This window comes from Coprococcus eutactus (genome assembly GCF_025149915.1).
Taxonomy (GTDB): Bacteria; Bacillota; Clostridia; order Lachnospirales; family Lachnospiraceae; genus Coprococcus; species Coprococcus eutactus.
The window spans coordinates 1,405,509-1,420,265 of record NZ_CP102278.1 but is presented as its reverse complement, the minus strand read 5'-3'; the positions used below and the strand labels follow the sequence as shown (position 1 = coordinate 1,420,265).

The 14,757-nt window shown below is 41.7% G+C and carries 13 protein-coding genes; 3 read left to right on the top strand and 10 right to left on the bottom strand.

Annotation, left to right across the window (positions count from 1 at the left end; all coding sequences use genetic code 11):
* Positions 1-20: 20 nt before the first annotated feature.
* The 3 genes from rny to recA all read right to left on the bottom strand — a co-directional run bounded on the left by rny (position 21) and on the right by recA (position 3,504).
* Positions 21-1,574, bottom strand: coding sequence for a ribonuclease Y (gene rny, locus NQ536_RS06060; protein WP_004851147.1), 1,554 nt, complete (start codon positions 1,572-1,574; stop codon positions 21-23).
* 204 nt (positions 1,575-1,778) lie between these two features.
* Positions 1,779-2,420 carry a regulatory protein RecX gene (locus NQ536_RS06055; protein ID WP_004851149.1) on the bottom strand — a complete coding sequence of 214 codons (642 nt, stop codon included), beginning with the start codon at positions 2,418-2,420 and terminating at the stop codon, positions 1,779-1,781.
* 19 nt (positions 2,421-2,439) lie between these two features.
* Entirely contained in the window at positions 2,440-3,504 is a 1,065-nt protein-coding gene (recA, locus tag NQ536_RS06050) for a recombinase RecA (RefSeq protein ID WP_004851151.1), read from the bottom strand.
* Between the two features lie 520 nt (positions 3,505-4,024).
* On the opposite strand from recA, the gene NQ536_RS06045 reads away from it, so the two are divergent.
* Positions 4,025-5,329, top strand: a complete 1,305-nt coding sequence (locus NQ536_RS06045; RefSeq protein ID WP_004851154.1) for a tRNA(Met) cytidine acetate ligase — start codon at positions 4,025-4,027, stop codon at positions 5,327-5,329.
* Between the two features lie 93 nt (positions 5,330-5,422).
* The gene (locus NQ536_RS06040) at positions 5,423-6,376 is read left to right on the top strand and encodes a hypothetical protein (RefSeq protein WP_044997996.1); all 954 of its coding nucleotides are present in this window, start codon (positions 5,423-5,425) and stop codon (positions 6,374-6,376) included.
* 16 nt (positions 6,377-6,392) lie between these two features.
* On the opposite strand, the gene NQ536_RS06035 is transcribed toward NQ536_RS06040, so the two are convergent.
* The 7 genes from NQ536_RS06035 to NQ536_RS06005 form a co-directional block, all read right to left on the bottom strand.
* Positions 6,393-7,127 (bottom strand): ATP synthase subunit B family protein, encoded by a 735-nt coding sequence (locus NQ536_RS06035; protein WP_004851157.1) that lies wholly within the window; start codon positions 7,125-7,127, stop codon positions 6,393-6,395.
* Between the two features lie 30 nt (positions 7,128-7,157).
* On the bottom strand, positions 7,158-7,646 hold the full coding sequence (coaD, locus tag NQ536_RS06030; RefSeq protein WP_004851159.1) for a pantetheine-phosphate adenylyltransferase: 489 nt from the start codon (positions 7,644-7,646) through the stop codon (positions 7,158-7,160).
* Positions 7,639-8,205, bottom strand: coding sequence for a 16S rRNA (guanine(966)-N(2))-methyltransferase RsmD (rsmD, locus tag NQ536_RS06025; RefSeq protein ID WP_022059054.1), 567 nt, complete (start codon positions 8,203-8,205; stop codon positions 7,639-7,641). The genes coaD and rsmD overlap by 8 nt, the downstream gene beginning before the upstream one ends.
* 95 nt (positions 8,206-8,300) lie before the next feature.
* Positions 8,301-9,968, bottom strand: coding sequence for a cellulase family glycosylhydrolase (locus NQ536_RS06020; protein WP_004851162.1), 1,668 nt, complete (start codon positions 9,966-9,968; stop codon positions 8,301-8,303).
* Positions 9,969-9,998: 30 nt separating this feature from the next.
* Positions 9,999-12,035, bottom strand: coding sequence for an ATP-dependent DNA helicase RecG (gene recG / locus NQ536_RS06015; protein WP_004851164.1), 2,037 nt, complete (start codon positions 12,033-12,035; stop codon positions 9,999-10,001).
* Between the two features lie 30 nt (positions 12,036-12,065).
* Positions 12,066-13,757, bottom strand: coding sequence for a DAK2 domain-containing protein (locus NQ536_RS06010; RefSeq protein WP_004851165.1), 1,692 nt, complete (start codon positions 13,755-13,757; stop codon positions 12,066-12,068).
* 30 nt (positions 13,758-13,787) lie between these two features.
* Positions 13,788-14,147 (bottom strand): Asp23/Gls24 family envelope stress response protein, encoded by a 360-nt coding sequence (locus NQ536_RS06005; protein WP_004851167.1) that lies wholly within the window; start codon positions 14,145-14,147, stop codon positions 13,788-13,790.
* Positions 14,148-14,430: 283 nt separating this feature from the next.
* On the opposite strand from NQ536_RS06005, the gene rpmB reads away from it, so the two are divergent.
* Positions 14,431-14,616 carry a 50S ribosomal protein L28 gene (gene rpmB / locus NQ536_RS06000; RefSeq protein ID WP_022059057.1) on the top strand — a complete coding sequence of 62 codons (186 nt, stop codon included), beginning with the start codon at positions 14,431-14,433 and terminating at the stop codon, positions 14,614-14,616.
* The last annotated feature ends 141 nt before the right edge of the window (positions 14,617-14,757 follow it).

The window sequence follows — 14,757 nt, the reverse complement described above, 5'->3', positions numbered from 1 at the left end:
TGATTTAAATTCTCATGATTTTACTTTGCGTAGTCTGTTACGCGTGACTCTCTAATAATATTTACCTTAATCTGACCTGGATATTCAAGCTCATTTTCAATCTGCTTTGCAATATCTCTTGCCAGCAATACCATATCAGAATCGCTTACATGTTCAGGAACTACCATCACACGAATTTCTCTACCCGCCTGAATAGCAAATGTCTTATCTACACCCTTATGAGCATTGGCAATATCCTCAAGCTTCTTAAGTCTTGTAGTATAAGTCTCCAAGGTCTCTCTTCTTGCTCCCGGCCTTGCAGCAGAAATAGTATCTGCAGCCTGTACCAAAAGTGCAATCAATGACTCAGGTTCAACATCTCCATGATGTGACTCTACAGCATTGATAACAATTGCTGATTCTTTGTATTTTCTACACAGATCAGCACCGATCTGAACGTGCGAACCTTCCATCTCATGATCCAGGGCTTTACCTATATCATGAAGTAATCCAGCACGCTTTGCAACCTTGATGTCGACACCTATTTCACCGGCCAATAAACCACACAACTGAGCTACTTCAACTGAATGCTTAAGGGCATTCTGTCCGTAGCTTGTTCTAAATTTCAACTTACCAAGAAGTCTCACTAACTCTGGATGAATTCCATGTATTCCTACCTCAAGGGTAGCCGCCTCGCCCTCTTCACGCATCATAGTTTCAACTTCCTTCTGCGCTTTCTCAACCATCTCTTCGATTCTGGCTGGGTGAATTCTTCCATCCACGATGAGTTTCTCAAGTGCAATTCTAGCTACCTCTCGTCTTACAGGATCAAAGCTTGATAAAATAACTGCCTCAGGAGTATCGTCTATTATCAGATCTACTCCAGTAAGTGTTTCGAGAGTACGAATATTTCTACCCTCTCTACCAATTATTCTACCCTTCATCTCGTCGTTAGGCAACTGAACTAATGAGATCGTTGTCTCTGAAATGTGATCAACAGCACATCTCTGTATTGCGTTGACAACATACTCTTTCGCCTTCTTGTTCGCTTCTTCTTTAGCTCTGGTTTCTAATTCCTTGACCATAACTGCTGTTTCATGCTTTACTTCATCTTCAACAGTCTTTAATAAGTATTCCTTTGCTTGTTCAGAGGTTAAACCTGAAATTCTTTCAAGTTCCTGTAAACGTTTCGCCTGTAACTCTTCGACCTTTGCCCTCTGCTTATCAAGAGCGCTTTCTTTTCCGGCAAGACTTGCTTCCTTCTTCTCTACTGCCTCAGTCTTCTTGTCAAGATTCTCCTCACGTGCAAGAATTCTCTTTTCCATACGTGACAGTTCCCCACGTCTGTCCTTTACTTCCTTTTCAAGGTCATTACGTGTCTTAAGGGAATCTTCCTTTGCCTCAAGCAATATTTCACGCTTCTTAGCTTCGGCGGTCTTCTGAGCTTCATCGATAATCTCTCTTGCCTGTGACTCCGCTCTTCCTATCTTGGTCTCAACTATATTCTTGCGATACGCAATAGCTATAAACCAAGTAGCAACAAGCAGCGCAACTACAACAACAGCGACTATCACCCATACTATTGGTGAATCCACAGGAGCACCTCCTTATTAAGTTTTCATTGTACAAGAATACAACTATTTAAGTTTAATATTTTTAACTAATTATGTCAAGTAATTATGTCCAATTGTAGGTTCTTTTTTTGACAATAGTATAATAAGTTTTTCGCTTGCAAACTATTTCCTATATTGTCCCATTTACACTAATTCTGTTCCCGATATTTTTATGGGTTCTGTTCTTTAATTCTGTTCCCGATTCTGTTTTTGATTCTGTTCTCGACACTCTTCCTGTATAATCCGTATACTTTCATTTATCTTTCTGTGATCGAACCCCTTGCTGTACAGGTACGCCATCACCTTATTTCTCCCGTCTGTCAGATCTGTATATGAATATTTTTTCCTTATGATCGCAAGTATTGTCTCCGCCTCATCCTGTTCATAGGTATCATTTAACGCTCGTTCAACAATATCTCGTCCTATATGCTTTCCATCAAGCTCATACTCAATGATCCTGCGTCCTTTCTTTCGCATATTCTTTCGGACATAACCACACGCATACCGATAATCATCTATATATCCATATGTTTTCAGTTTTTCAACCGAGTGCTCTATGATCTCCTCATCGTAATATAAATCTTTGAGTTTCTTTCTGATGTCATATTCGCATTTATCTGAAAACTTTATGGAATTGACAGCCTTATTGAGAGCTCTGCGAAACAAATATTCTTTTCTAAATTCCTTAATGGAAACCTCATCAACTTCCTCACCTACACGGAGCTGCAGTCTCCTGATATCAGAAGAATAAACGGATGCATACGGCTCGTAATCTATATACAGGCAATATCTCTTGTCATCTATTCTTCTGATATCCGTAACTATCATCTACACAATCTCCCAATATCTACTCTTCTTCGTTCTCAGCAGGCTCTGTAGTGCCTGCGCCATCACCAGCAACGCCAAGTATCTCTCTGACCTTCTGCTCAATCTCTGAGCATATTGTCTCATTGTTCTCAAGATACATTTTGGCATTCTCGCGTCCCTGGCCTATCTTGTTGCCGTTATACGCATACCATGCGCCCGACTTATCGACGATATCATTTGCAACGGCAAGATCAAGTATATCTCCAACCTTTGAGATACCCTTACCAAACACGATATCAAATTCTGCCTCTTTGAATGGGGGTGCAACCTTATTCTTCACTATCTTGACACGAGTCCTGTTGCCAACTATCTCGCCGCCCTGTCTGAGGGTATCGATACGTCTTACATCAAGCCTGACAGATGCATAGAACTTAAGGGCACGGCCACCTGTTGTAACCTCAGGATTGCCGAATACAACTCCAACCTTCTCTCTGAGCTGGTTGATAAATATAACAACACAGTTGGTCTTGCTGACAACAGCTGTGAGCTTTCTGAGAGCCTGTGACATAAGTCTTGCATGAAGTCCCATGTGGGAATCTCCCATCTCACCATCTATCTCAGCCTTAGGTACAAGGGCTGCCACAGAGTCTACAATAACAACATCTACAGCCCCCGATCTAACCATAGTCTCAGTTATCTCAAGAGCCTGCTCTCCGCAGTCAGGCTGTGATATGTACAAATTGTCAATATCCACTCCGATATTCTTGGCATATGTAGGATCAAGGGCATGCTCAGCATCTATGAAGCCTGCTATGCCACCTCTCTTCTGTATCTCTGCAACGATATGCAGTGCAACCGTCGTCTTACCACTTGATTCGGGACCAAACACCTCTATTATCCTTCCCCTAGGTATACCACCAAGTCCAAGCGCAATATCAAGGCTGAGCGACCCCGTTGGAATGACATCTATATTCATGTTTGCATTGGAATCCCCAAGCTTCATAACTGAACCTTTTCCATACTGTTTTTCTATCTGTGCAATAGCTGCATCAAGAGCTTTTTTCTTATCGTCTTTGTTGACGCTATTGATTGAATTACTTGCCATAGTCTGTTCCTCCTAAACATATGTTCGATTACTTTATTATACTATTAAATATTTGCTGTTTTGTCAACAACTAATTCCCGGTTACATACACATCCTATCATTATTTATGCACGTTTTTATACGCACAGCGGTACTACAATCAGCACACAATAACTTTATACCATACATATTCGGTACATGTATGATGCATATATAATATATATACAATACATTTTCGATACATATCAAATACCATATTTCTTTTTCTCTTGATCTTACAGGGATATTGTGATCATATGGTGATCCTGCGATCACACGATACCACGCAGGAAAGAATAATACTCCCAGAAATCTCAGATAATAATAATCGCTTAAACTGTATTGATTATATCACACTTTACACGCTAGAACTATTAAGATACAATAAAATTTATACTCAAGCAAAGAAATCTAGCACTAAAAATAGCAGTCAAGAATTCTTGAAAGAAAAATTGAAGCAGTCAGGAATTAAAGCAATCAAATTTATAAACGGAGGACGTAAATGAGCACGGTTGGAATCGTATGCGAATATAATCCATTTCACAAAGGACATCTATACCAGATCGAACAGGCAAAAAAACTCACTGAAGCCGACCATGTGGTGTGCTTTATGAGCGGCAATTTCCTACAGAGAGGAATCCCTGCCCTCGCTGACAAGTTTACAAGGGCTGAAGCCGCTATCAAGTGCGGTGTGGACGTTATATTCGAGATACCATTTGTCTACTCAACATCAAGCGCAAGGGATTATGCCACCGCTGCCGTCACCATGATGGATATGAGTGGTGCCATAGACTTTATATCGTTCGGAGCAGAGACAGACGACCTTGTTCTTCTGTCGCAGATCGCCGATATCGTGGAAAATGAACCTCCACAGGTATCAGACAGCATCAGAAGATCCGTGGCATCAGGCATGACATATGGCGCAGCCAGAGCTACCGCAATCGAGGACTATCTCCAGAAAAAAGATATCGTCAGGAATAATCCCTCAAACAGCTCCTCATCAGTCTCTAAAAGCAACATAAGCAGCGTTATGTCAAGTCCCAACAACATACTTGCCATAGAATATCTCGCCGCCCTCAAAAGAATCAAATCAAAAATCAAGCCGGTCATAATAAAACGTATTATATCGGATTACAACAGCAACGAAGCTGTTCATGACATATGTTCAGCATCAGCAATCAGATCTCTTCTGAGAAATTCCGACATAAAGACTATTGAGCGCCATGTTCCGAAAGAATGCTACTGCATCCTTGACACAAACTACAGAAAAACATTCCCGGTATTTGAGGATCACTTGTCCAGTCTCCTCGCCGCGGCGAGACTTCTTTACGGCAGATATGACCTCTCTCCATCAATATCATCATTCAGCGAAATAGTTGACATGGATAGAGATCTGTATAATAGAATGTCAAAGATCGACTCAGATATGTCATTTTCGGATACCGCAAAGACTATCAAATCCAGGAACTACACTCTGACACATATACAGAGGGCTCTTCTACACTATGTGATGCAACTAACGAAAACGGATTATGATACCTATAAATCGAATGGATGGATATACTATCTACGTCTTATCGGGCTAAATACGCGTGCCGGAGGCATCGTAAAACAGATTAAAAAGAATTCATATATTCCTGTCATAACAAGAGCACCAGAAGCTGCATCTGTTCTGTCCACTGTAGGAAAATCAATGTTCGGTTATGATATCAAGTCGACAGCCATATATAATAGTCTCATCTACAGTGCCTACGGAACAAAACTGAAGAACGAATACGAACATACCATACCAGTGATAACCGATTGACACCCGAAGCTATAATTGACAATAATTGACTATCATTAATTCATATTCAGACTACGGTGTGCATATCTTACACGTATGAAGAATGTTTTTTATATGATAATCATAACAGCTATTGTAATATTTGCATGTCTGAACGCTTCTTTAATAACCTCAGGCTGCAGTCAGGGTATCTATCTATGGTATAGCTCCATAGTCCCTGTCCTGCTTCCTTTTATGCTGCTCACAAGTGTTATACTGAACTCCGCCGATCTAAACCATATGTCCGCCTACTGTGCATGTATGCTGACTCTTATCATAGGCTTGTTCTGCGGATTTCCAACCGGAACCATCACCATATCATTTCTGTACAAGAACGATAGGATAGGTCGTCATACCGCCCAGACAATGCTTCCCATCTGCAACAATGTGAGCCCAATGTTCCTGTACGGATACTTATACTCATCTTATTTATACAAATATATATCAATCAATACTCTTCTCGCATGTCTATACATACCGCAGTTCATATGTACCGCACTGTTCTTCCTTATACCTCGCATCATACACTTCATCTATGCTCATCCGCGCAGTCAGGCAATACTCAGGCAACTCAATATTAACATTGAAACTGCAGCCACTGCACACGTAGAATCGAAGTCACACGCGAACTTTAAAACAAACATTATATCCGAAACATCCGACTCATCAGATGACCGTCAGCGGCATCTGCTTGACAATGCTATTCACAATATAACTTTAATAGGTATATACATGGTTATCTTCGCTATATTAGGAAGCATCATAACCAACTACTTTCCCTGTCCATCCGCTCATATAGCTACAGCCTTTCTAGAGATATCTGCAGGCATCAAAACACTTGACGAGAGCACGCTATCTTTCAAAATAAAGACAGCCCTGTTTTTGTCGCTCACTGCCTTTGGAGGCTTATCCGCCTTGTTCCAAAGCTATGATCTTATACAAAAATCAGGGCTGTCTTTCACAAAATATATATTCGCTAAATGTATGTACGGTATATTATGTGGCATAACTGTATTTCTAATACTGTAGACATGGCACAAACAACTTATTCATCGAGATACTCATCATCGTCGTCTTCGTCATCATAGTCATCGTCATCATATTCGTCGTACTCATCATCATACTCATCTTCTTTAGATGTATACTCTGTCTTTCCATAGACATTATACTCATCTTCTTTGGTGTCAAATGCAGAATCAACCTGAGCCGACTGCTCTATAACTCCATTCATCTGATTAATGCTGGAGTCAAGCTCAGCCATATTGGATGCAACTCTAGTTGAATTATCCTCGAGTGACTTTATAAGATTCTCATAGTTTGCACGTTCAGCCTGAAGTGTTGCGTCAATATACTGGCTTATCTCTGCAAGCTTATCCTTTGAATAATACATCGCACCTGTTCTCACCTGATCAGCTTCTTCGTTTGCCTCAGCGACGATCTGTTCAGCCTGGCTTCTTGCAAGATCTGTAATCTCGTTTGCGCGGAGATTAGCCTGCTCAACGATCTGGCTCTGATCAACAAGTCTGTTAGCCTCAGCGACAGATTCTGTGATTATAGAATCCGCCCTAGCTCTGGCATCCGCCAATATAGCTTCCTTGTTTCTCATGATCTTCTTACATCTCTCTATCTCATTTGGTATCTTGAGCTTGAGTTCACTAACCATCTGCATCAGATCCTCTCTTGGCACAATGATCTTACTGGAAGACAACGGCTGGAACTTGCAATTGTCAATAAATATCTCTATCTCACTAATCATCTCTTCAATACCTTTTCTTGCCATGTTATTCTCCTCCTAATTATCTATCGCAAATTACACTCGAATATCCGCAAATCTCTCTTTAAGAATATCCTGTATCGGTTCCGGAACAAAATCTTTTACGTCAACACCAAAACTTGCATACTCCTTAACAATACTCGAACTGAGATACGAATACTGTATATTCGTTGTCAGAAAAACTGTATCTATGTCTGGTGCAACCTTTCTGTTACTCTGGGCTATCTGCAACTCGTACTCAAAATCTGTGACAGCCCTGAGACCTCTGACAATGACCTTGATATCATTCTGTCTAGCATAGTCTACTAGAAGGCCTCCAAATCCAACAACTTTAACATTAGGTATATCCGAAACTACATTCTTTAACATATTAACACGTTCGTCTAAAGAAAACAATGGTGTTTTTGCAGTATTGTTCAGCACTCCAACTGTGAGTTCGTCGAACATTTCCGCCGACCTTTTTATTATATCCAAATGTCCAAGTGTCACGGGATCAAAGCTTCCCGGATATATAGCTCTACTCATCTTCCAGTCTCCTGTAAATAAATGTATGTTTATTTGTCTTGTATTTCTTTATCTTATATATCTCAAATCCTATGTCATTCAGATAATCAAACTCCGTATCAAGATCAGATTCCACAACTATTATGGTATCATCCGACACTATATCTGATCCCGACAATCTCATGAGAACATCCCGCTCAAGCGATCTTCCATAGGGGGGATCCATGAATATGATATCAAATACATCTTTTTGTCTTTCCAGCGTATTCACTGCACTGACGGCATCTGTGCTCAACACCTGTGCTCCATCACGCAGCTTTGTGAAATCCAGATTTTTGTTTATACACTCAAGAGCTTTTCTGCCATTTTCCACAAACACAGCTCTCTTCGCACCTCTGCTGAGTGCCTCTATGCCTATCGCCCCACTTCCGCTAAACAGATCAAGAAAGCTGCATCCCGGTATATCTGGTGAAAGGACATTGAACAAAGTTTCCTTTATCCTGTCAGTTGTAGGTCTTGTATCCATAGAATCCACAGTAACCAGTTTCAAACTGCGTGCACGGCCCGCTATAACTCTCATCATTTTCTCCTAACCGACCACAGTGTTCTGCAGTCTCTATAAATTTACAGACATTTTTATAACACGATATATTATAAAATACAAGTCCGATGCGATTAGTTGCCGAGTATCTTGTCTCTAACATATTTACCCGTGTCCGACAGATCATCGATAGTTATAGTCGATGTCGCTGTGGAATCCGGTTTTATGAGAGCTGATGTCTCGTTCTTGTTGCACAAGCTCCAAGATGCATAGCTCAAATTATTGTCATTTATCAGATCAAACCACACATCAGATGAGTCATAATCTATGCCGCCATTTCCCGAGGCATCACACAGACTGAATTCACTGACAAACACCGGAAGTCCGTTTGAGATGGCCGTCTTTACCTTATTTCTCAGATCATCCTTGTGGGTTGCTGCATAGAAATGCACAGCGTACATTATATTGTCATAACCAGTTATCGGATCTTCTGACACGATATCTACATCCTGGCTCCAGTTCGGAGTACCAACTATTATTATAGCATTCTTGTCATTCTTTCTTATCACCGGAATTATTATCTCCGCATAGCTCTTGATATCTGACCAGGACGTGCCTCCATTTGGCTCATTGCAGATCTCATATATCACATTGTGATTTGAGGAATACTTTGCTGATACATCATCAAAAAATTCCTTAGCATCATCTATATGGCTGTTTGGATTGTTGTCATTTAATATATGCCAATCGATTATGACATACATTCCAAGCTCTGTTGCAGCTGTAACTCCGGCATCAACAAGACCTCTGATACTGTCCTTGTCGCCCCCACTGCAGTATCCGTTGCTGTCACCTGTATCCGTGTACATGGCAAGACGTACCAGATTGGCATCCCAGTCATCTCTTATCGACTGAAATGCATCCTTATTCACATAATCAGGAAACCATGTGATTCCATGTGTGCTCACACCTTTAAGCTGATATTTGCTGCCCGATTCATCCACTATATCAGTTCCCTTCACCGACAGTTGTCCGTGATTATCAAATGGTGTTCCGTCCTCCGCTGTTTTCTTTGTATCGCTTTCTGCCACACCACCGGTCACATCCAACGTTTTATCTGTTTTATCTGTAGTTTCCACTTTGTTCATCTTGCCATCCTTCGGCTCAGCATCCACGCTGTTTGAAGTTGCACCTGACGTATCTGCAGATAAATTCTCACTTCCTCGGTATTCTTTTCCATCTATGTACAATATGTAGTCTACCACTGTCAGATCATCTGAGGCTATATTGTAACCAACATTTACTGATCCTCCCGCAGGTATATCCTGATTGTAATCTGCTGGTGTTATCGACACTGTATATTCGTTTATCTTTTTTTCTCCATTCCAGATATCTTCTATAGCAGGTTTACCCTTATATATAACATCAAGCTTCCAACCCGAAACCACAGATGAGGTCTTATTATATATATTGATATTCTCTGTCGCACAGATCTTACCAGAGGCTTCCCATGTACTGTCATGACCTATCTCGGCATAAAATGAAACGCTCTTTTTTTCGCTGTTTTTGCCGTCCGCATCATCGCCTTTCTTCGCTGCTGAGGTCATATCTGCAGCTTTATCCGATGTATCCTGTTCCAGATCCTTATCCGTTACATCAGTTGATATATTCTGCGTGCTATCCTGACCGTCCTTATCCCTGCCATCCGTTCTGCCTTTAATAAGCATATATCCCATCACACCTATGACCACGACCAGAACGCCGATTATTATCCCCATTATCAAAGTCTTTTTATTCTTCATATTTACCCCCGTTTTCAAATAATATAACAGCTACAGAACCGGCTGAAAATATCTATTATAGATTCCCTTTTCCTCAATTGTCCTGTCTATCTCAGCTCCATGATCTTCATATATCTTCTGCGCCGCCTTCAGCATATCGGCATGGTTATAGATATCTCCGATCTTAAACATGACCTCTCCGCTCTGTCTTATGCCAAAGAAGTCACCAGGCCCCCTCATCTTCAGATCCTCACCGGCAATATAAAACCCATCGTTCGACTTCTCAAGAACCTCAAGTCTTTCCATGGTATCCTTATCCTTCTTGCCGCTCACAAATATACAGTAAGACTGAAGTTTTCCACGGCCAACACGGCCTCTCAGCTGATGTAGCTGCGCAAGTCCAAACCGCTCCGCATTTTCCACCATCATGACCGTTGCATTTGGATTGTTGATACCAACCTCAATTACAGTCGTAGACACGAGTATACTTATACTGCCATTCGAAAAATCATCCAGTATGGCATTTTTCTCATCCGCCTTCATCTTGCCGTGAAGACATGTCACCTGTATATCGCCGCCATACTGGCTCCTTAACGTCTCCCGAAGCTCCTCCGTGTACTCAGTTACATTTGCAACATCGTCAAGCACTTCGCTGGCTTCCACCATAGGACACACTATATACACCTGATGCCCCTTACTCACTTCCTTCATGATAAAACTCTGCGCCGTTTTCCTGTAACTCTCATCAACCACGCAGTTCTTTATCGGTATTCTGCCCGCCGGAAGCTCATCTATAACAGATATGTCCAGATCTCCGTACATTATGATCGCCAGAGTTCTCGGTATCGGAGTTGCACTCATGACAAGCGTATGAGGATGTCCTCCCTTTTCCGTAAGCTTTTCGCGCTGCTTGACACCGAATCTGTGCTGTTCATCAGTTACTACCAGCCCCAGCCTGTTATACTCGACCTTATCCTGTATCAGTGCGTGTGTTCCAACGATCACAGACACATCTCCATTTTTTATATCCTGATACATAAGTCTCTTTTCCTTTACAGTCATGGAACCAGTCAGCAGACCGACAGATATTCCATACGGCTCGAACTGAGCGTGAAGCTCCTTGTAATGCTGCACTGCCAGAACCTCTGTTGGTGCCATTATAACGCCCTGCCAACCACTGACCGCAGCGGCAAAAAGTCCCACAGCAGCCACAATGGTTTTGCCGGATCCGACATCACCCTGTATCAGCCTGTTCATGACATGATCCGACGACATATCCTCCAGCATATCACGAACAGCGTTCATCTGGGCATTTGTCAGTGTAAAACTAAGTTTTTCTATAAAACGCCTTACTTCTTCGTCACAAGATATAACACATTCATTTCTATAGCCGGCAAAATCCGACTTTAACCTGTGCATATCCGATATAAATCCATAAAATTCATCAAATGCAATTCTCTTTACTGCCAGTTTGAGGTGATACTCATCCGCAGGAAAATGTATGGAAGCTACAGCCTCCGGAAGATCCATTATCCCATACTCTGAGAGTACATCTTCAGGGAGATAATCCACCAGTCCTGACGCTGCCGGAAGGGCGTTTCTAGCCGCTTTCTGGATGGTCTTTGATGTTATTCCCGGCGTCACGGTGTACACCGGCTGCCATACATTTGTCAGCTCACTGTATTTGTCCGGGGTGTAATACTCCGGCTGTGTCATTGTCATCATGCCGCTTTTGTATGAAACTTCTCCGGAAAATACAAACTCCTGACCTATATGAAAGAAATTACGCAAAAAAGGACAATTAAACCACATCAGCTTAATTGTCCCTGAAAAATCTTTTGCATAGACAATGGATATGGTTAACCCTCTGACCTTTCTGACTTCAACTCTGCTGTTGATCATCACCCTGACCGACTGCCGCATTCCAGTCTGCAGGTTCTCTATATCAACAGGATCCTCATAGGATATATACGTTCTGGGGTAATACATCAAAAGATCAGACACTGTATATATCCCCAGCTTAGACATGGCTGCCGCCGTCTTATCGCCTATTCCCTTTATCGTCTTTATCGAGTCGCCAAGTACCATATATCCACCTCATAACAGATATATATCTGTCTATTCAACCGAAACTATATAATAATATATAGGCTGTCCTCCATAGTAATGCTGAACATCCACATCCGGATATGTCTCCTCGACCCTGTCTGCCAGTTTCTCCGCATCCTCATCAGAAACATCAGCACCGCTGTAAATGCTTATAACCTCAGCCTCATCATCCACCGCATCAGCAATAAGATCAAATGTGACCTGTTCAATATCATTTCCGACACTGACAAGTCCCTTGTCTCCTATGCCCATGATATCTCCCTCTTTGATAGCCTTGCCGTCTATAGACGTATCCCTCACTGAGTATGTCACCTGTCCACTCTTCACATTCTTCACTGCAGCCTTCATGGATGATCTGTTCTCCTGGACATCCACAGTGCTGTCAAATGCTATCATAGCGCTTATTCCCTGTGGTGCATTTGCTGTAGGTACAACGATTATATTCTTGTCCTCGCACAGGGTTGCCGCCTGGTTTGCTGCAAGCACAACGTTCTTGTTATTTGGAAGTATAAATATATTCTCCGCATTGACCACATCTATGGCATTGAGCATATCTTCAGTACTAGGATTCATTGTCTGACCGCCCTCAATGACATAATCTGCTCCAAGCTCCTCAAAAAGCTTCTTCAATCCATCTCCCATGGATACTGTTATAAATCCATATTTCTTGCGTGGCTCTGCATGTGCTGTCTTTCTCTGCTGTCTCTCCTCTTCCTGCTTCTCCGCTTCATCGCGCTCAGACTGACTGATAACTCTCTCGTGATGCTCTATACGCATATTGTCGATCTTCATATTTGTAAGATAACCAAGGGTGAGTCCCTTCTCAAACGCCTGTCCTGGATGATTGGTGTGAACATGGATCTTCACTATATCATCGAGGGATACGCAGACGATAGAATCTCCTATGGACTCAAGAAAACTCTTAAGGTCGTCCTCCTCGGCCTCACCGTAAGTTTTTTCAAGATTTATTATAAATTCTGTACAATATCCAAACTTTATATCAGCTGTAGAAATCCCATCATTTCCTGCACCAGTGCTGGACTTCTTTACATTGACCGCTCCTGTACTCTTGTTGAGTTCCACTGTCACACGGCCCATGAGACAGTCCACAGCGCCCTTGAGGACCACCATAAGTCCCTGTCCGCCTGAGTCAACAACTCCTGCCTCTTTCAACACCGGAAGCATCTCAGGTGTTGAATCGAGAACCGCATCACCATACTCTATAACCTCATCACAGAACTGCTCCAGTGACATATCTGCATCTGCACACTCTCTCGCCTTTGTAGCAACGCCCTTTGCAACAGTGAGGATAGTTCCCTCCTTTGGCTTCATGACAGCCTTGTACGCTGTCTCAACTGCCTTTTGAAATGCATCTGCTATATCGTGTACATCTATAGATCTGCTGTCCTGAACCTTCTTGCTGAATCCTCTTAAAAGCTGGGATAATATAACACCTGAATTACCCCTTGCACCTCTAAGTGAACCTGTCGACATCGCCTTTGCAATAGATTTCATATCATCAGGAGCTGCTTCAACCTCCCTGACCGCTGACAGTATCGTTAATGTCATATTGGTTCCAGTGTCTCCATCAGGCACAGGGAATACATTCAATTCATTTATATATTCCTTATTCTTATCCAGGTTGTTAGCACCCGCTATAAATGCTTTCTTGAGCGTAAGTGCATCGATCGTATTACTCACTTCTCTGTATCCTCCAAACTAATCCATTACTTAATCCATTACTTTTACATCTTCGACAAACACATTGATCTGACTTACCTTGAATGAAGTGAAATCTTCTACCTTATACTTCACTGACTGCATCAGGTTGTCCGTGACAGCCTTTATACTCACGCCATAAGCCACAACTATATGAAGTTCTATCACAATGTCGCCATTCTCATCAAATCTTACATTCACGCCTCTCGACACATTGTCTCTTCGAAGCTGTTTTACTATTCCATCCTTGACACTGACGATTCCCATTCCTACAATTCCAAAACAGTCAAGGGCTGTCAGTCCTGCTACCTGAGCCACAACACTCTCATCTATGCTTACCTTTCCGTTATCTCCATTTATATACTCTTTCATGGCTAACTCCTTTCTATCGAGTTAATTACATAGTTATTTATTGATTATATCATAGTTAAGCAAAATTTCAAGAAATGACGCTATCTCACAGTGCATTTCCATTATTTACATATGAGTTCTCACCCTATTCCCATGTGTCGCATCCCTCATAATTCAATATTTTTCATTAAAATAAATTTTATGCTTGCATATAGAAAAATAATCTGCTATTATATGTCTTGTTGTGAACTTAGAAGGTAAGTTGGTTTATTCAATTAGTTTATTCGTTGAAGGAGGTGCTATTATGGCAAAATGTTCAATTTGTGATAAAGGTGCTCATTTCGGTATCAAAGTGAGCCACTCTCATAGAAGAGCAAACAAGATGTGGAAGTCAAATGTTAAAGCTGTTAAGGCTGTAGTTGATGGAACACCTAAAAAGATTTATGTTTGCACATCTTGCTTAAGATCTGGTAAGGTCGAGCGTGCATAATATTTGCATAATATCACCGATTCAGTTCTGATAAAATAAGAGCAGTGATTTATAAGATCGCTGCTCTTATTTTTTTGTCCCATACTCATTGACAATCGATTGCCCTCATACCAGGCACACTCGCCCCCTGCATGCCACTAC